Source organism: Sphingomonas sp. 10B4, from assembly GCF_035019905.1.
Taxonomy (GTDB): Bacteria; Pseudomonadota; Alphaproteobacteria; order Sphingomonadales; family Sphingomonadaceae; genus Sphingomonas; species Sphingomonas glacialis.
The window spans coordinates 1-17588 of the sequence record NZ_JASJVC010000070.1; the positions used below are offsets into that span (position 1 = coordinate 1).

General features: G+C 66.6%; 16 protein-coding genes and 1 tRNA gene. 14 read left to right on the forward strand and 3 right to left on the reverse strand.

What is annotated here, in order from left to right; translation table 11 throughout:
• The first annotated feature begins 148 nt into the window (after positions 1–148).
• From ligD to aroC, 9 genes are all read left to right on the forward strand, one after another.
• A complete protein-coding gene (ligD, locus tag QN347_RS15750) occupies positions 149–2641 on the forward strand; it encodes a DNA ligase D (RefSeq protein ID WP_322159665.1) in 2493 nt (830 codons plus the stop codon).
• Positions 2642–2724: 83 nt separating this feature from the next.
• Positions 2725–5202, forward strand: a complete 2478-nt coding sequence (locus QN347_RS15755; protein ID WP_322159664.1) for a circularly permuted type 2 ATP-grasp protein — start codon at positions 2725–2727, stop codon at positions 5200–5202.
• Positions 5203–5356: 154 nt separating this feature from the next.
• Positions 5357–6247, forward strand: a complete 891-nt coding sequence (locus QN347_RS15760) for a transglutaminase family protein (protein ID WP_322159663.1) — start codon at positions 5357–5359, stop codon at positions 6245–6247.
• A 77-nt stretch (positions 6248–6324) separates the two neighbouring features.
• Positions 6325–7266 (forward strand): DnaJ C-terminal domain-containing protein, encoded by a 942-nt coding sequence (locus tag QN347_RS15765; RefSeq protein WP_322159661.1) that lies wholly within the window; start codon positions 6325–6327, stop codon positions 7264–7266.
• 21 nt (positions 7267–7287) lie between these two features.
• Positions 7288–8247, forward strand: coding sequence for a YihY/virulence factor BrkB family protein (locus QN347_RS15770; protein WP_133187331.1), 960 nt, complete (start codon positions 7288–7290; stop codon positions 8245–8247).
• The gene (gene fabI, locus QN347_RS15775) at positions 8244–9047 is read left to right on the forward strand and encodes an enoyl-ACP reductase FabI (RefSeq protein ID WP_133187333.1); all 804 of its coding nucleotides are present in this window, start codon (positions 8244–8246) and stop codon (positions 9045–9047) included. Before QN347_RS15770 ends, fabI begins: the two co-directional genes overlap by 4 nt.
• A gap of 6 nt (positions 9048–9053) precedes the next feature.
• On the forward strand, positions 9054–9296 hold the full coding sequence (locus QN347_RS15780) for a DUF4160 domain-containing protein (RefSeq protein WP_189676854.1): 243 nt from the start codon (positions 9054–9056) through the stop codon (positions 9294–9296).
• Positions 9280–9534: a DUF2442 domain-containing protein gene (locus QN347_RS15785; RefSeq protein WP_133187337.1), complete on the forward strand. Its 255-nt coding sequence runs from the start codon at positions 9280–9282 to the stop codon at positions 9532–9534. The genes QN347_RS15780 and QN347_RS15785 overlap by 17 nt, the downstream gene beginning before the upstream one ends.
• On the forward strand, positions 9531–10598 hold the full coding sequence (aroC, locus tag QN347_RS15790; protein ID WP_322159659.1) for a chorismate synthase: 1068 nt from the start codon (positions 9531–9533) through the stop codon (positions 10596–10598). The genes QN347_RS15785 and aroC overlap by 4 nt, the downstream gene beginning before the upstream one ends.
• A gap of 330 nt (positions 10599–10928) precedes the next feature.
• Here the strand turns inward: aroC and QN347_RS15795 are convergent, their stop codons facing one another.
• Positions 10929–11234: a hypothetical protein gene (locus tag QN347_RS15795; protein ID WP_322159658.1), complete on the reverse strand. Its 306-nt coding sequence runs from the start codon at positions 11232–11234 to the stop codon at positions 10929–10931.
• A gap of 85 nt (positions 11235–11319) precedes the next feature.
• Positions 11320–12609, reverse strand: coding sequence for an adenylosuccinate synthase (locus QN347_RS15800; protein WP_133187343.1), 1290 nt, complete (start codon positions 12607–12609; stop codon positions 11320–11322).
• Positions 12610–12784: 175 nt separating this feature from the next.
• Between QN347_RS15800 and QN347_RS15805 the strand changes: the two genes are divergently transcribed.
• The 5 genes from QN347_RS15805 (at position 12785) to QN347_RS15825 (ending at position 16534) form a co-directional block, all read left to right on the forward strand.
• Positions 12785–13168 (forward strand): hypothetical protein, encoded by a 384-nt coding sequence (locus QN347_RS15805; protein WP_322159655.1) that lies wholly within the window; start codon positions 12785–12787, stop codon positions 13166–13168.
• 82 nt (positions 13169–13250) lie between these two features.
• Positions 13251–13327, forward strand: a tRNA-Pro gene (locus tag QN347_RS15810).
• Positions 13328–13545: 218 nt separating this feature from the next.
• The gene (locus QN347_RS15815; RefSeq protein ID WP_322159654.1) at positions 13546–14595 is read left to right on the forward strand and encodes a GSCFA domain-containing protein; all 1050 of its coding nucleotides are present in this window, start codon (positions 13546–13548) and stop codon (positions 14593–14595) included.
• A complete protein-coding gene (locus QN347_RS15820) occupies positions 14595–15272 on the forward strand; it encodes a hypothetical protein (RefSeq protein ID WP_322159652.1) in 678 nt (225 codons plus the stop codon). Before QN347_RS15815 ends, QN347_RS15820 begins: the two co-directional genes overlap by 1 nt.
• Before the next feature lie 161 nt (positions 15273–15433).
• The gene (locus QN347_RS15825; RefSeq protein WP_322159651.1) at positions 15434–16534 is read left to right on the forward strand and encodes a DUF475 domain-containing protein; all 1101 of its coding nucleotides are present in this window, start codon (positions 15434–15436) and stop codon (positions 16532–16534) included.
• 21 nt (positions 16535–16555) lie between these two features.
• Here QN347_RS15825 and QN347_RS15830 read toward each other — a convergent pair.
• On the reverse strand, positions 16556–17588 hold a 1033-nt coding region (locus QN347_RS15830; protein ID WP_323494150.1), incomplete at its 5' end, for a TonB-dependent receptor.

A 17588-nucleotide genomic window follows, 5' to 3' on the forward strand; every position in this document is an offset into this window, starting at 1 on the left:
AGATGTGTATAAGAGACAGCTCTCACGATCAGCATCGGCGCATAGCGCGAGCCCACCCCCAGCCCAGTTCGGGGTCGGATGTGCCCCCGGCACATCCTCGACAACGCGGGGCGCTGTCGACCTCGAACTCGCAAGCGGGAGGGGAGGGATGAGCACCGACCCGCTCGCCAAATACAACGCCAAGCGCGACTTCGCGAAGACCGCCGAGCCCGCCGGAACGCTCGCGCCCGGCCACGGCAACCGCTTCATCGTCCAGAAGCATGACGCGTCGCGGCTCCATTGGGACTTCCGCCTCGAGGTCGACGGCGTGCTCAAGAGCTGGGCGGTCACGCGCGGGCCGAGCATCGACCCCGACCAGAAGCGGCTCGCGGTCCGGACCGAGGACCATCCGCTGTCCTATGCCGATTTCGAGGGCACGATCCCGCAGGGCGAATATGGCGGCGGCACGGTGATGCAGTGGGACAGCGGCACTTGGGCGCCGATCGCAGGCAAAAGCGCGAAGGATATCGAGCAGGGCCACCTCCACTTCGTGCTCGAGGGCGAGCGGATGAAGGGCGAGTGGATGCTGATCCGGCTCAAGCCGCGCGGCAAGGAGAAGGGCGAGAACTGGCTGCTGCGCAAGGTCGGCGACGCCGAGGCGGGCGGGACCGATACGCTGGTCGAGACCGGGCTGACGAGTGTGACGACCGGCCGCACGATGGCGGAGATCGCCGAGGGCAAGAAACCGTCGAAACAGTCCACCCCGTCATCCCCGCGAACGCGGGGGTCGCGCTCGTCTTCAACCGCAGGCCAGAAGCGGGATCCCCGCGTTCGCGGGGATGACGGAAAGATGCCGGTGTTTCAGGAGCCGCAGCTGTGCACCTTGGTCGATGCGGTACCGACCGGAAATCAGTGGCTGCACGAGGTGAAGTATGACGGCTACCGCGCGCTGATCGCGGTCGCCAAGGGCAAGGCCAAGGTCTTCACCCGCTCCGGCCTCGACTGGACCGACAAATTCCAGGCCATCGCCGATGCCGTCGCCAAGCTCCCCGTGGAAACCGCCTTGCTCGACGGCGAAATCGTCGCGTTCAAGGACGGCAAGCCCGATTTCTCGACGCTCAAAAACGCCATTTCGAGCGGCGGCGAAATGACCTTCTTCGCCTTCGACCTGCTCCACCTCGACGGCGAGGACCTGACCGGCCTCGCCAACACCGCGCGAAAGGAACGGCTCGAGCCACTGATCGACGGCGAGGACCCGCGCGTCCAATATTCGCAGCACATCATCGGCCAGGGCGAGCAACTGTTCGAGACGATGTGCCGCGAAGGCTATGAGGGCGTCGTGTCGAAGCGCGCCGATGCGCCGTATCGCGGCAAGCGGACGCAGGCGTGGCTCAAGATCAAGTGCACGCAGCGCCAGGAATTCGTCATCGTCGGCTGGACGACGAGCGCGAAATCGCGCGGGTTTGCTTCGCTGCTGCTCGGCCTCAACGGGCCCGACGGGCTGATCTATGCCGGCAAGGTCGGGACCGGGTTCAGCACCGACCTGATGATGGAATTGCGCGAACGGCTCGAAAAGATCGAGCGCAAGACACCAACGGTGAAGGCTCCCCCAGCGGCGGTTCGCGGGGCGCATTGGGTCAAACCGCAGCTCGTCGCCGAAGTCGCCTATGCCGAGACCACGCCCGACGGCGTGCTGCGCCATTCGAGCTTCCTTGGTTTGCGCGAGGACAAGGCCGCGAGCGAGGTCGTCGCCGAGACGCCGGCGGCAGTCGATACGCCCGCGACCGCCATCCCCGAGACCCACATCAAGGTCAGCAACCGCGACCGCGTGATCTTCCCCGAATCGAACGTCACCAAGGGCGAGCTCGCCGATTATTACGCGCAGGTCTCCAGCATCATGCTGCCCTTCGCCGGCAGCCGCCCGATCAGCCTGGTGCGCTGCCCGCAAGGCCGCGCAAAGGCCTGCTTCTTCCAGAAGCACGACGCGGGAAGCTTTAAAGGCGACCACGTCCACAAGGTTCCGATCCCGGAGAAGGACGGGTCGAGCGAGGACTATCTCTACGTCGACGACGCGGACGGTCTGGTCGCCTGCGTCCAGATGGGGACGATCGAATTCCACGGCTGGGGCTCGTCGGTCGGCAGCCTCGAACAGCCCGATCGGATGGTGTTCGATCTCGACCCCGACGAAGAGCTCGGCTTCGATGTCGTCAAGAAAGCCGCGGCGGACCTCAAGGAACATCTCGCCGAACTCGGCCTCGTCAGCTTCGCGATGCTGTCGGGCGGGAAGGGCGTCCACGTCGTCGTGCCGCTCATGCCGCAGGCGCAATGGCCCGCGGTCGAGGATTTCGCCGAACGCTTCGCCCGCGCGCTCGGCGCGGCCGAGCCCGATCGCTTCCTCGCGACGATGTCGAAGGCCAAGCGCAAGGGGCGGATCTTCATCGACTGGCTGCGCAACCAGCGCGGCGCGACCGCCGTGCTGCCTTATGTCGCGCGCGCCCGCGCCGGCGCGCCCGTCGCGGCACCCGTGTCGTGGTCCGAGCTGCGCGATATCGACGCCGCGAGCCGCTGGGGCGTGCGCGATGCCGCCGCATTGATCATGCGCGCCGGATCGCGCGATCTCGCGGGATGGGGCATTGCGGACCAAGTTCTGCCCGATCTGTAATCGTAATCGATCTTAGCCTGTTGCACCTGCGAAGCGATTGTGGCCTTGTCGGCCGCGTTCTTTGGGGGATTTGAGAAATTTCGATGGCCACGGCCTCCGCGCCTTCGTTGCTCGACCCCGCCACGCATGCCGCGCGCTGGATCGCCGACTATCGCGCCCGCGCGATCCAGGGCGACGTGCTCGGCACCGCGCCCGATCCGGCGTGGAGCGCGATGTTCGAGGAACTCGCCGCGGTGGCGGGCGACGATCTCGGCCAGGCGCGCGAGCGCGTCCAGCGCCATGCCGAGGATATCGGCACGGGCTTTCGCATCATCGGCGAAAGCGAGGAGCGCCCGTGGCCGCTCTCGCCCGTCCCGCTGCTGATCGACGCCGAGGAATGGCGCACGATCGAGCGCGGCATCGTTCAGCGCGCCGACCTGCTCGAGAGCGTGATCGAGGATCTCTACGGCGATGCAAGCCTCGTCACGCGCGGGCTGATCCCGGCGGCGTTGGTCGGCGGATCGCCGTTCTTCCTGCGCCCGATGGCGGGGCTCGTGCCGCCGGGCGGGCATCACCTCCATTTCATCGCGGTCGATCTCGGGCGCGGGCCGACCGGCGAATGGCGCGTGCTCGCCGATCACCTGCGTGCGCCGGCCGGCGCTGGCTACGCGTTGGAAAATCGTCTGGCGATCGCGCGCACCCTGGGCGGGCTGCAATCGCGGCTCAACGTCCAGCGCCACGCGCCGTTCTTCGCGGCGTTCCGCGATGGCCTTGCCGCCGCCTGCCGCCGTGTCGAGCCGCGGATCGGGCTGCTCACCCCCGGCCGCTATAGCGCAAGCTATGCCGAGCAAGCGCATCTCGCGCGCTATCTCGGCTTTCTGCTGGTCGAAGGCGCCGATCTCGCCGCGCTCGAGGACAAGCTCTACATCCGCACGATCGACGGGATGAAGCGCGTCGATGCGCTGTGGCACCGCATCGATCCGCGGCTGCTCGATCCTTTGGCGTTCGATTCGCACTCGCATATCGGTGTTGCCGGGCTGATCGACGCGGCGGCGGCGGGCAATGTCGTGATCGCCAATGCGCCGGGCGCGGGCGTGCTCGAATCGGCGGCGTTCGGGGCGTTCCTGCCCGCGCTCGCGACGCGGCTGCTCGGCGCCGATCTGATCCTGCCCAATATCGCGACCTGGTGGTGCGGGCAGGACCGTGCGCGCAACGAGGTGATGGACGATTTCGACCGGATGCTGATCGGCCCCGCCTTCGGCGTCGCGCCGCTTGGGCTGCCCGGTGGCATCGCGCTTCACGGCGCCGATATCACCGGCGCCGCCCGCGACGCCTTGCTCGACGATATGGCGCGCCGCCCGCAGGATTATGTCGGGCAGGAAATCGTCCGGCTCTCGACGATGCCGGTGGTGACCGACGCCGGGCTCGCGGCGCGCCCTTTCACGCTACGCGTCTTCGCGGCGCGCGGGGCGGACGGCGGCTGGGTAGTGCTGCCGGGCGGGTTCGCACGGATCGCCGAACATCCCGATCCGCGCGCCGCGGTGATGGGCGAGGGGTGCTGGTCGGCCGATGTCGCGATCCACGGCGCCGAGACGGTCGCGCCCGTCTCGCTGCTGCCGCCCGCCGACACGATCCATGTCCGTCGCAACCCAGGCACCTTACCGAGCCGCGTCGCCGACAATTTCTTCTGGCTCGGTCGCTATCTGGAGCGCGGCGAGGCCTTGCTCGGTATCGTCCGCGTGATGCTCGGCAATTCGATCGATGCCGATGCCGGTGCCGCACTGTCGGCGGAGACGGTCGGGCGGCTCGTCGGGCTGGTGGTGAGTGGCGGTGGTGCGCCGCATCCCGCGACGCTGCGCCGGAGCGATCTCGCAGCGTTTGCGCGCACCGCGATGGAGGATGCCGGCTGGCATAGCGTGCGGACGATCAACCGGCTTGCCCGCGGGATCGGGCAGGGCTCGCGCGATCGGCTTGCGGCCGACGTCGTGCGGCTGCTCGACGCGCCCTATCCCAACAAGGGCGGGATGCTCGATCGCGCCGGATCACTCCAGCGGCGCTATGCCGCGCTGTCGGGATTGTCGGCCGAACATATGGGGCGGACCGCGGCGTGGCGTTTCCACGATCTCGGCCGCCGGCTCGAACGCGCGCTGAGCGTCACGCGCGCGGTGCGCGCGTTCGGCATGGCGCAGGCGAGCCTCGACGATCTCTCGACGCTGCTCGACCTCGCCGACAGTCAGATCAGCTATCGCCAGCGCTATCTGACGGGGATCGCGCGCGTGCCGGTGGTCGATCTTGTCGCGCTCGATCCGGGCAATCCGCGCTCGCTCGCCTTCCAGATCTGCCGGATCTGCGAGCATCTCGCCGCCTTGCCCGTGCTCGAGGATGACGGGATGGAGGAGCCGCAGCAAGTCCAGGGCAGCGTGCTCACCGCGATCGTCTCGACCGCGACCGCGGCGGCGCTCGACGCCGACATTCTCGGCGATGTCGAGCGGCGGCTGTTCCAATTGTCCGAAGCGATCGCACGGCGCTATTTTCTGCAGGGCGCCGAGCCATTGCGCGCGGCCGGGATGACACTGGCGTGAGGGGGCTGCGCGCGATCCCATTTCCTCCCCTCCCTGGAAGGGAGGGGCTGGGGGTGGGTTGGCCCGTGGAGAGATCGACGCCTGCATTAGGCCGACCCACCCCCAACCCCTCCCTGTCAGGGAGGGGAGACCGCGCAGCGAGTGAAGGCGCACCATGATCTACGACATCCGCCACGTCACACGCTTCGACTACGGCGCGCGCGTCAAGTTCGCGCGCTGCAATCTGCGGCTCAAACCGATCCACTGGTCGGGCCAAAATCTGCTCGACTATCGCCTGACGATCTCGCCCTCGGGCCGCGTCGCGCCCGCGCGCGCCGAGGCGGGGCTCGCCAATGTGATGCGGATGGTGGTCGAACAGCCAGTGCGGCATCTGATGATCGAGAGCGTATCGCGGATCGAGATCGACCGGCCGGTGCCGATGCCATCGAACGGATCGCCGCCGCTGCGCGAGATCGCGGCGGCGGCGCGCGTCAGCCGTGATCCCTCGCCGGCGGGCCCCGCCGCCTATCTCTTCCCCTCGCCGTTGATCCCGCTCGACCGCGACATTGCCGACTGGTGCGCGCAGGATCTGCATCCCGATCGGCCCGCGCTCGACGCCGCGATCGGCCTCGCGCAGCGGATCCAGCACGATTTCGCCTTCGATGCCGAGGCGACTTTGGTCGATACCACCCCGCACGAGGCGTTCCTCAAGCGCGGCGGCGTCTGCCAGGATTTCGCGCAGATCATGATCACGGGCCTGCGCGCCGCCGGGCTGCCCGCGGCCTATGCCTCGGGCTACATCCGCACCATCCCGCCGCCTGGCCAGGCGCGGCTCGTCGGCGCCGATGCGACGCACGCTTGGGTGCTGCTGTGGTGCGGGCCCGAGCTCGGCTGGGTCGGGGTCGATCCGACCAACGGCATCTGGATGGCGGGCGATCACATCGTCATGGCGATCGGCCGCGATTATGGAGAGATCGCGCCGATCGACGGCGTCGTGCTCGGTTCGGGCGCGCAGAAGATGGACGTCAGCGTCGATGTCGCCCCCGTCTTTGAGGCGGCGGCGTAACGAACGGCGTTTGCACTCGAGGCGGCGATACCCCAGATAGGCCGCACTGAACCTATTCCAGACTACCGGGGACTTTTGTGGCCGATCCATACACAACGCTGGGCGTGGCGCGGACCGCGTCCGAGGCCGAGATCAAGAAAGCGTATCGCAAGCTCGCCAAGGAGCTGCATCCCGACAAGAACAAGGACAATCCCAAGGCGAGCGAGCGCTTCAGCACCGTGACGCAAGCCTATGATCTGCTCAACGACAAGGACAAGCGCGCACGCTTCGACCGCGGCGAGATCGACGGCGACGGCAACCCCGCCGCGCCGTTCGGCTTCGGCGCTGGCGCAGGCAATCCCGGCGGCTTCCGTCCCGGCCCGGGCGGTGGCGGCTTTCAAGCCGACGGGCCCGATTTGAGCGACATCTTCGAAAATATGTTCTCGGGCGGCGGCGGCGGTGGGCGCGGCGGCTTTGCCGGCGGGTTCGGCGGCTTCGGGCGGCGCGAGCAGCCCAAGGGCGGCAACATCCTCTACAAGCTCGACGTGCCCTTCATCGATGCGGTCGCCGCCAAGCCGCAGCGCATCACGCTCGGCGACGGCAAGACGATCGACCTCAAGATCCCCGCCGGGCTCGAAAGCGGCGCGCAGATGCGGCTCGCCGGCAAGGGGCAGGCAGGTCCGGGCGGCAATGGCGACGGCATCGTCACGATCACCGTGCTGCCGCATCGCTTCTTCGAACGCGTCGGCGACGACGTCCGGCTCGACTTGCCGGTGAGCCTGGTCGAAGCGGTGCTCGGCGCGAGCGTCCGCGTGCCGACAGCCGAGGGCGCGGTGATGCTGACCGTCCCCAAGGGATCGACTTCGGGCAAGACGCTGCGGCTGCGCGGCCGCGGTTTTCATCGCAAGGATGGCACGCGCGGCGACCAGCTCGTGACGCTGATGATCGATCTCCCCGCCGACGACGCGGCGCTGATCGCGTTCGCCGAGGGCTGGAAAGACGAGTCGGCACGGAACCCGCGGGCAGGGATGGACGTCTGACCGTTTTAGCCGGAGCTTAGCTTGAGTCAGATTTCCCCCGTCTCGCCCGAAGTCCGCGCGGTGCGTGGCGAGGCGGGTGTCACCCCGTCCGATGTTCCGCCCGCCGTGCGGCTCCCGGCACGCGCCTGGCAAGTGCTGCGGCGCGTGCTGATCGGCGTGTTTTCGGACGGGTTCATCCACGCCGGCAATCTCGCCTATCTGGCGTTGCTGACGGTGTTCCCGTTCTTCATCCTCGCCGCCGCGATCGCCTCGCTGATCGGCCAGAGCGCCGAGACGCAGCGCGCGGTCGCCTCGTTCCTCCACGTGTTGCCCGCCAACGTCGCCGAGCTGCTCGAAAAGCCGATCCACGACGTCCTCCTCGCGCGCACCGGATCGCTGCTGTGGATCGGCGCAATCGTCGCCTTGTGGTCGGTCGGCAGCTTTGTCGAGACGATCCGCGACATCTTCCGCCGCGCCTACGGCGTCGTCTCGACCAAGCCGTTCTGGCATTACCGGCTGAGCTCGATGCTCGTCATCATCGCCTCGGTCGTGATCGCCTTGCTGTCGTTCCTCGTCCAGGGGCTGATGACCGCGGTCGAGCGCTTCATCTACACGCTGCTGCCGTTCGCGCAGAATATCGCGGGCTGGGTCGGGCTGTCGCGCATCGTGCCCGGCGTGGTGATGTTCGGCGCGCTGTACATGCTGTTCTTCTCGGTCACCCCGTCGAAATACCGGTTGAGCAAATGCCCGAAATGGCCCGGCGCGCTGTTCACCACCGTCTGGTGGGTCAGCATCACCGCGTTGCTGCCCGTCGTGCTGTCGCGGCTGGGCAGTTACGATCTCACCTATGGCAGTCTGGCCGGTGTGATCATCGCCTTGCTGTTCTTCTTTCTCGTCGGCCTCGGCATCGTGTTCGGCGCGCATTTGAATGCAGCACTGGCGGAACCGACCGAACACGGGGTAGAGAGCACGCCTGAAACGAATGAGGCGGTGATAGCGTGACGGAATTGATGGCAGGCAAGCGCGGGCTGATCATGGGGCTCGCCAATGATCGTTCGCTCGCCTGGGGGATCGCGAAGAAGCTGAGCGAGGCGGGGGCGGAGCTCGCCTTCAGCTATCAGGGCGAGGCGATGGAAAAGCGCGTGCGCCCGCTGGCCGAGCAATTGGGCGTCGCGCGGCTGTTCGATTGCGACGTGTCGGACATGGGCGCGCTCGACGCGACCTTTGCCGATCTGGCGAAGGAATGGCCGACGATCGACTTCGTCGTCCATGCGATCGGCTTTTCGGACAAGAACGAGCTGCGCGGCGGCTATGTCGACACCAGCCTCGACAATTTCCTGATGACGATGAACGTCTCGGTCTATTCGTTCGTCGCGGTGTGCAAGCGCGCGGCGGCGATGATGCCCAATGGCGGCTCTCTGCTGACTTTGAGCTATTACGGCGCCGAGAAGGTGATCCCGCATTACAACGTGATGGGCGTGGCCAAGGCTGCGCTCGAAACCAGCGTGCAATATCTCGCGGTCGATCTCGGCCGCGACAACATCCGCGTCAACGCGATCTCGGCCGGGCCGATCAAGACGCTGGCGGCGAGCGGGATCGGCGACTTCCGCCTGATCCTCAAATGGAACGAGCTCAACTCGCCGTTGAAGCGCAACGTCACGATCGAGGATGTCGGCGGCGCTGGCCTGTACCTGCTCAGCGACCTGGCGAGCGGCGTGACGGGCGAGACGCATCACGTCGATGCGGGCTATCATGTCATCGGCATGAAAGCGGAGGATGCGCCGGACATCGCGCTGGCGTAACCGGCGGTGCCGGTCATCTTCAAGCAGGATGGATTTCGGTTCTTCTTCTATTCCGACGAAGGCGACCCGCGAGAGCCTCCCCACGTCCATGCCCGCAATGCCGACGGCGAAGCCAAATTCTGGCTGCGTCCGAACGTCCGGCACGCACGCAGCCGAGGCCTGGACTTTCGCGCCCTGCGAAAATTGGCGATACTGATCGAAGCCCGTCGCGATGAGATTGAGGACGCTTGGAATGGACACTTCTCCTAGGCCGATGGCGGCCCGGTTCGATGACGATGCGATGTGGGTCGATCTCGAGGACGGTCGAACGCTGGGCATCCCGCTGGCGTGGTTCCCGCGGCTCCTGCACGCGTCCCCCGAGCAACGAGCGGCTGTGGAGCTGAGCCCCTACGGCTTGCACTGGGATGCGCTGGACGAAGACATCTCGGTCGATGGTCTGCTGGCGGGGCGCAGGGACATGACGCGTCCGTCGCGCGACGCCGCATGAGCTACAACACCTTCGGCCACGCCTTCCGCTTCACCACCTGGGGCGAGTCCCACGGCCCCGCGATCGGCGCCGTCGTCGATGGCTGCCCGCCCGGCATCGCGATCACCGAGCGCGATCTCCAGCCCTTCCTCGACCAGCGCCGCCCCGGCACCTCGCGCTTCACCACGCAGCGGCAGGAGCCAGACCAGGTCCGCATCCTGTCGGGCGTGTTCGAGGGGCGCACCACCGGCACGCCGATCAGCCTGATGATCGACAATGTCGACCAGCGCTCGAAGGATTATAGCGACGTCGCCAAGGCGTATCGCCCCGGCCATGCCGATTACGCCTACGACGCCAAATACGGTTTCCGCGATTATCGCGGCGGCGGGCGCTCCTCGGCGCGCGAGACCGCCTCGCGTGTCGCCGCTGGCGCGGTCGCGCGGCTGGTGATCCCCGAGGTGACGATCACCGCCTGGGTCGAGGCGATCGGCGGCGATGCGATCGACCCTGCCAATTTCGACGCCGCCGAGATCGGCCGCAACCCGTTCTTCTGCCCCGACCCGGTCGCGGCAGCCCGCTGGGAAGGCCTGGTCGACACCGCGCGGAAAGCCGGATCGTCGCTCGGCGCGGTGATCGGCTGCGCGGCGACGGGCGTGCCCGCCGGCTGGGGCGCGCCGCTCTATGCCAAGCTCGATGCCGAGCTCGCCGCCGCCTGCATGGGGATCAACGCGGTCAAGGGCGTCGAGATCGGCGACGGCTTCACCGCGGCGACGCTGCGCGGCGAGGACAATGCCGACGCGATGCGCCCCGGCGACAACGGCCCGGCCTTCCTCGCCAACCATGCCGGCGGGATCGCCGGCGGAATCGCGACCGGGCAGCCGATCACGCTGCGCGTCGCGTTCAAGCCGACCGCCTCGATCCTCACCCCCGTAGAGACGATCGACCGCGACGGCGCGGCGACCGAGATCATGACCAAAGGCCGCCACGATCCATGCGTCGGGATTCGCGGTGCGCCGGTCGTCGCGGCGATGGTTGCCCTGGTGTTGGCCGACCATAAGCTGATGCACCGCGCGCAGGTCGGCTGACGGCGCGGCGCGGTTGCGTTTCGTTCGAGCGAGCCGCTCATCCCAGCGCAAGCTGGGATCGCGAGCCGCAAGGGCGGGCCGAAGCTCCAGGAGATCCCCCGCGTTCGCTGGCGCGCCGCATTCGTCTGCGGCCCTTGAAACGCGCGAGCGATCATTTCGCGACACGTCCTGCGGCACTGCGGTGCATATCGAAAGACACCGCGATCAAGTCGCGTCCTTTGCATCGACATCTGTAACAAGAAGGCAAATTGTTGCTTTAGAGCGATAGGTGGAGCGACCAATTGCCGAGGAGCGCGTTCTTAAGCCTGACCCATTTGATGGTCACGTCATTCAAAAGGACAGACCCATGCGTATCGCAACCCTTACCGCAATTGCCGCAATGACGCTCTCGTCGGCAGCACTCGCGCAGACCACGCCGGCATCGCCCGGTGCGCCGACCACGTCGTCGCCGTCGACTTCTGATCCGATGACCTCCGCGCCGAGCACGATGACCCCGGGCACGCCTGCACCAACGACCGCAGACCCCGCCACGTCGACGCCGGACTCGACCGCGACCACGACGTCCACCACCGATTCGACCATGTCGACCCAGACGCCGACTGACTCGACGACCACCACGACGAAGAGCAAGTCCAAGAAGAAGCGCCCGATGTAATCGAGGTCCCCTTCGGTTCGTCACGGCCCCCGGTCGCGCGCAAGCGCGGCCGGGGTTTTTTGTGCATCAGTCGGAGAAGGGATCGCGCACGAGGATCGTGTCCTCGCGCTCGGGGCTGGTCGAGACCAGCGCGACCGGGCAGCGGATCAGTTCTTCGATCCGGCGGATATATTTGATCGCTTGCGCCGGCAGGTCCGCCCAGCTGCGCGCGCCCGCGGTGGTTTCCTGCCAGCCGGGCATCGTCTCATAGATCGGCTCGACCTCGGCCTGGTCGGCGGCGTGCGCGGGATAATAATCGAGCGTCTCGCCGCGCAGGCGGTAGCCAGTGCAGATCTTCACTTCGTCGAAGCCGTCGAGCACGTCGATCTTGGTCAGCGCGATCCCGGTGATCCCGCCGACCGCGGCCGACTGGCGCACCAGCACCGAATCAAACCAGCCGCAGCGCCGCTTGCGCCCGGTGACGGTGCCGAACTCATGTCCGCGGACGCCAAGCTTTTCGCCGGTCGCGTCTTCGAGCTCGGTCGGGAAGGGGCCCGAGCCGACGCGCGTCGTATAGGCCTTGGCGATGCCCAGCACGAAGCCGACCGCGCTCGGCCCAAGGCCGGAGCCGCCCGCCGCGGTGCCCGAAATCGTGTTCGACGAGGTGACGAACGGATAGGTGCCATGGTCGACGTCGAGCAGCACGCCCTGTGCGCCCTCGAACAGGATCCGCTTGCCCGCGGCCTTCGCGGCGTTGAGGTTGCGCCAGGTCGGCTTGGCGAAAGGCAGGACGAACGGCGCGATTTCGCGCAACGCCTCGACCAAAGCAACGCGATCGACCGGCGGCTCGCCGAAGCCCGCGCGCAGCGCGTCGTGATGCGCGCTGATGCGGTCGAGCTGCGCGTCGAGCGCGTCGAGGTGCGCGAGGTCGCACACGCGGATCGCACGGCGGCCGACCTTGTCTTCATAGGCCGGACCAATACCGCGCCGCGTCGTACCGATCTTGCCGGCGCCCGAGGCGTCCTCGCGCAGCCCGTCGAGGTCGCGGTGGAACGGCAGGATGAGCGCGCAGGTGTCCGAGACCATCAGCGTGTCGGGGGTGATCGTCACGCCCTGGCCGCGCAGCTTCTCGACTTCGGCCTTCAGCGCCCACGGATCGAGCACCACGCCATTGCCGATCACCGACGGCGTACCGCGCACGATGCCCGAGGGCAGCAGCGACAGCTTGTAGACGCTCTCGCCGACGACGAGCGTATGGCCGGCATTGTGCCCGCCCTGGAAGCGCACGACGACATCGGCGCGCTCGGCGAGCCAGTCGACGATCTTGCCCTTGCCCTCATCGCCCCATTGGGCGCCGATTACTGCTACGTTTCCCACGGTGTTCTGCCTGATTGTTACGTTTTCGGTGCAGCCCTAATGCGAGGGGGGCGGGGGGTCCATGTCTAATGCGCGCCACGCGTGCGCGCGACGGGTCGAAGCGCCGCTGCGCGCGTTGCCAATTATCGGCGCGCGGTTCATGCTGGAGACGGGTTCATCGGATTAGACAGTCGCCATGATACTTTCGCCGCACGCCGTTCGTCCCGCACCTGTGCTCCGTCTCGCGCTGGCGGCGGCCTTCGCCTGCGCGCCGGTCGCGGTGTTTGCTCAGGCTGTCCCCGTGCCCCAGGCGGCGCCCGCGCCCTCGACCGACACGATCCGGCTGACCGACGAACAGCGCCGCGCGATCCTCGACCACGCCACCCCCGAAAGCGCCGCCGCGGCGCGCGGCGAAATGCCCGAAGCGGAGCGCAAGACGCTCGGCATCCACGGCGAGGTCGGCGCGATGGTCGGCTCGAACGGCCTGCGCTCGCTGTACGGCGTCGCGCAGATCCCGCTGGGCGATTCGGCGGCAGCGACGGTGGCGTTCGAAAGCAGCCGGTTCGGGTATCGGCGCTAGGAAACGCCGCGCGGGCTGCGCGAACGGAAATCTGCGAGGACGCTTGCGCTTCTCGGCGCACCCCCCTAAGCGCATCGAGCGTCGGGGAGTGGCGCAGTCCGGTAGCGCGCCTGCTTTGGGAGCAGGATGTCGCAGGTTCGAATCCTGTCTCCCCGACCATTTTCCAAAAAACGTTGTATTTATCGGTGTTCGGCTCGCGACTCGCGGGGCGGTAGCGGTCGTCCGGCGTGTTTCGAAGCAACCGCGCGCCCGTGTACAGACCCTCTCGCTCTTTTCGCAGCGAAATCGCGCACCACGATTGATGGACAGCCCCTCATCCAATGAGTACTGTCCTGGATCTATATCTTACAATTGCCGCAGGCTGTTAAGGGAGTGGAATGGCCAATCCTTACGAAGCTTTGCCCGATCAAGCCTTCTGGCGAACTGCGATCTCCGGGAGATCGCCGTTCGACGTTTCCGACTTGTGGTCGCCGCGATGGCCGATAAGTGCATCTACGCGCATCGCAACATTCGGTTCGTGCTTCGCCCAGCATTTCGGCAATGCACTGCGCGCGCGAAACTATTGCTGGGTCGATGCTGAACAACCTCCTGCGACCTTCCCTTCGCACCTCAGAGCAACATTCGGCTATGGGATGTTCTCGGCGCGCACGGGCAACATCTATACGACGCGGCAGTTGCGCCAATGGGTTGAATGGTCGCTCCGGCCGGCTGCGATGCCAACCGAATATTGGGATTACGCTGGGCGGATTTATGACCCCTTCCGACCGAGCATTGAACCAAACGGCTTCGCTTCCGCCGAAGAAATGATGGCATTGCGGGCCACAACGCTGCACAGTATCGCAGCTATCCTCAGAACCGCCGACGTCCTCGTATTCACCCTTGGATTGACCGAGGGCTGGGTCAACGGGGAGCATGGATATCACTATCAGTCGTGCCCCGGTACCGTTGCGGGCCGCTTCTCTCCGGGTCTTCACCATTTCCACAACGCGAGCTTCGCCGAAATGGTCGACGACTTGGTCGCTACGCGCGACCTGATCGCGACGGTGAACCCTGCGATCAAGATCTTGCTCACGGTTTCTCCGGTCCCACTGACGGCCACCGCGTCTGGACGGCACGTACTTGCGGCGACGACGCATTCAAAATCGCTGTTGCGCGCTGTTGCGGCACAATTTGCGGCGTCAAATGGCGCGGTGGACTATTTCCCATCTTACGAAATGATCACCGGTGCTCCTTTTCGGAGCATGTTCTTCGAGCCCAATTTGCGCAACGTAAATCCGGTTGGCGTCGATTTCGTTATGCGAAACTTCTTCGCGGCACTCGATCCCGAACAACACGACCTCCAACGCGATGTACCGGAAGGGGCATCGATAGTGGCGGATGCGCTGTGTGATGATGCGAAGCTCGAAATGTACGGGGCGACTCGCTGATGTTCTTAATTGGCGATTCGCATGCTCTGGCCATCAAGGCTGCAGCGCTTGACCGCGGACTGATGCTGCACGGCGGCATGATCGACGGTGGTCGTAACGTAAACATCGGTTTTCATGACAGAATAGGGGACGAAGTCCGCTTTCGGAAGCCTGAGCACCAAGCCCTGTTCGAAACGTATCTCGCTGCAGCCGGCGTCACATCGCTTCGCGACTTTCGGGGGCCAGTTCTGTGCCTGTTCGGAATGAACATCCATTATCTGTCACGTGCTGAAATCTGGTCCGAATTTTCGATTGCCCACGGTGGCGAGCGGCACCTGAGCCAGGCCGTCACGCGACTTGCGACGCTCGCAATGATCGAGGGCGCTATCCAGTTCTATAAAGATCTGATCGACATGGGGTGCACGGTCTTGTGTCCGCTTCCACCGCGCCGCTCTCCTACGGCTGATACAAACTCAATACCGTCCGTCTTCCGTGCGCTCGAAGGAGTCGTCATTGACCTTATTAGTGCTACCGGCGCCAGGGTCATCGATCATCGACACTGGTCTTTGGATCCCGAAGGGCGTTTGAAGGCGGAATATGCGTTCCCTGACCCCGCCGACGACGTGCATGGTAGCCTTCTGTTCGGTCATCGCCTGATCGATCAAACTCTGGCCGAAGCCTCGACGTTCGCAGCTTGAAGCGGCCGCGAAGATTGCAACCGGGCACCAAGCAATGCGGCACGATCTTCCAAGACTGCTGTAAGATATGCCGCTGACTCACGCGGAGCCATTGCGCTGGCCGTTCCCGAACGTCGCGCAGACCAGTTGCAAAACCGCCGCAAATCGTCTCTCGGGGCGCGATGAAGAATTTCTACGGCTCGATCCTGTTCACGATCGTCTGCCTGCTGCTCGCGGGCAAGCTCGCCTTCTGGCAGGGCGGCGGGATCGAGCTTGCTGGCCAGTTCGTCTTCGTCGCGGCGGTGCTCGGCGCGATGGAGACGTCGCTCAGCCTCGACAATGCCGTCGTCAACGCCTCGATCCTCAAGGACATGGCGCCGATCTGGCAACGCCGCTTCCTCACCTGGGGCGTGCTGATCGCGGTGTTCGGGATGCGGATCGTCTTCCCGATCCTGATCGTCGCGGTGTCGGCGATGATCTCGCCGTGGGAGGCGGCGCGGATCGCGGTGGTCGACCAGGCGCGCTACGAGGCGATCGTCACTGGCGCGCATATCGGGATTTCGGGGTTCGGCGGCGCGTTCCTGCTGCTCGTCGGGCTGTCGTTCTTCTTCGACCCCGATCGCGAGCATGTCTGGCTGTCTTGGATCGAGCGCCCGCTTGCCGTCATCGCGCGGATGCCGTTCGCGGCCTATCTCGTCGTCGCGGTGGTGATCATCGGCCTGTCGTTCGTGCTTTCCGGCGCGCCGCGGCAGACCTTCCTGATCGCGGCGTTTTGCGGGGTAGCGGCGTTCTTCTGCGTCCACTGGATCGGCGCGCTCGTCGGCGGCGATGTCGACCATGCGACCGGGGCGGTGGTCCGCTCGGGGCTGGGGGCGTTCATCTATCTCGAGTTCCTCGACGCGAGCTTCTCGTTCGACGGCGTGATCGGCGCGTTCGCGATCACCAACGACATCGTGCTGATCGCGCTCGGGCTCGGCATCGGCGCGATGTTCGTGCGCTCGATGACCGTTGCGCTCGTCCATGGCGGCCACCTCGCCGAGTTCCGCTATCTCGAGCACGGCGCCTTCTACGCGATCCTCGCGCTCGCGACGATCATGCTGCTCAGCATCCGCATCGAGACGCCCGAGATCGTCACCGGGCTGATCGGCGCGGCGATCATCGCGCTGTCGCTGTTCGCCTCGGTCCGCCACCGCAAGCGCCATCCCGGCGACTATGCCGATAACGGCGTCGGCGAGGTGATCCTGCCCGACGGCGATTGTCAGCCCGACAGCCGTACGCGCTGAGCAAGCCGCCCGGCAAAGGCCTCAACGCAGCCGCACGCCGATCCACAGCGTACGCGGCGTGCCGAGGTCGATCGAGCCGCCCGCGTTGCGCGTCAGCACGGTCGCATCGAGCACATTCTCCACGCGCGCGACGAGCGACACGCGGTGGCCGACCGGCATTGTGATCACCCCGTCGAGCGTCGTCACCGCGGGCAGCAGCCCGGTCTGAAGATCGTCCTCGAACTGATCGCCGACATAGCGCACCGTCGCCGACGCGCCGAAGCCGTTGCGGCCCCAGGCGAGCGTCGCGCTGCCGGTATGGCGCGGGCTCTGCGCCGGGATCAGGCCGTCGAGCGGCGCCTGCGTGCCCGATGCGCGAACGCGGCTGTCGCTATACGCATAGGACGCGTCGAGCGAGAGCGCGCCGTGCGCCGCATGCCCGGTCAGCTCGATCCCCCTGGCGACGATCGCAGCGACATTCTGCCGCTGGCGGACATTGGGCGCGATCGTCACGTTCGCGATCGCGCTGTCGAGCCGGTTGTAGAAAGCGGTCACGCCGAGCGTCACCCCGGCGACGGGCGTAAGGTCGATCCCGCCCTCGACCCCGCGCAACCGCTCGAGCCCGAGCGCGGCATTCGCCTGCGTCGTAATCGGAAAGACGACGAACGGGCGATACAGCTCGTTGAGCGTCGGCAGCCGGAAACCGGTATAGGCCGCGGTGCGCAGCGCGATCGCGTCGCTCGCGTGGAACAGCGCCCCGGCGCGGCCCGTCCCCTCGAACCCGTCGCGGTCGCCGTAGCGTGCCTGCGTGGTGATCGCGCCCGCCGCATTCGCCTCGCGGAAGAAGCCTTGCGTGATCGTCCAGCGGTCGCCACGCACACCCGCAGTCAGCACGAGCCGCCCGAGCGTCCAGTCATCCTCGACGAAAACGCCGAGCGTGCTGGTCTCGCCGCCCGCCGTGCGGCGCGTCGTGACGAGCCCGCTCGCGGCATAGGCATCCTCGTACAGCGTACCGTCGCCGAGCCGCGCATCCACGCCGACACGCAGCACGTGATCGGGCCCGACCGGCGGGCGC

Bases quoted from the DNA above. Each gene is read 5' to 3' on its own strand.
- ligD (WP_322159665.1), top strand. From the start codon at position 149: ATGAGCACCGACCCGCTCGCCAAATACAACGCCAAGCGCGACTTCGCG.
- QN347_RS15755 (WP_322159664.1), top strand. From the start codon at position 2,725: ATGGCCACGGCCTCCGCGCCTTCGTTGCTCGACCCCGCCACGCATGCC.
- QN347_RS15820 (WP_322159652.1), top strand. From the start codon at position 14,595: ATGTTCTTAATTGGCGATTCGCATGCTCTGGCCATCAAGGCTGCAGCG.
- QN347_RS15760 (WP_322159663.1), top strand. From the start codon at position 5,357: ATGATCTACGACATCCGCCACGTCACACGCTTCGACTACGGCGCGCGC.
- QN347_RS15785 (WP_133187337.1), top strand. From the start codon at position 9,280: ATGGACACTTCTCCTAGGCCGATGGCGGCCCGGTTCGATGACGATGCG.
- QN347_RS15815 (WP_322159654.1), top strand. From the start codon at position 13,546: ATGGCCAATCCTTACGAAGCTTTGCCCGATCAAGCCTTCTGGCGAACT.
- aroC (WP_322159659.1), top strand. From the start codon at position 9,531: ATGAGCTACAACACCTTCGGCCACGCCTTCCGCTTCACCACCTGGGGC.
- QN347_RS15805 (WP_322159655.1), top strand. From the start codon at position 12,785: ATGATACTTTCGCCGCACGCCGTTCGTCCCGCACCTGTGCTCCGTCTC.
- QN347_RS15825 (WP_322159651.1), top strand. From the start codon at position 15,434: ATGAAGAATTTCTACGGCTCGATCCTGTTCACGATCGTCTGCCTGCTG.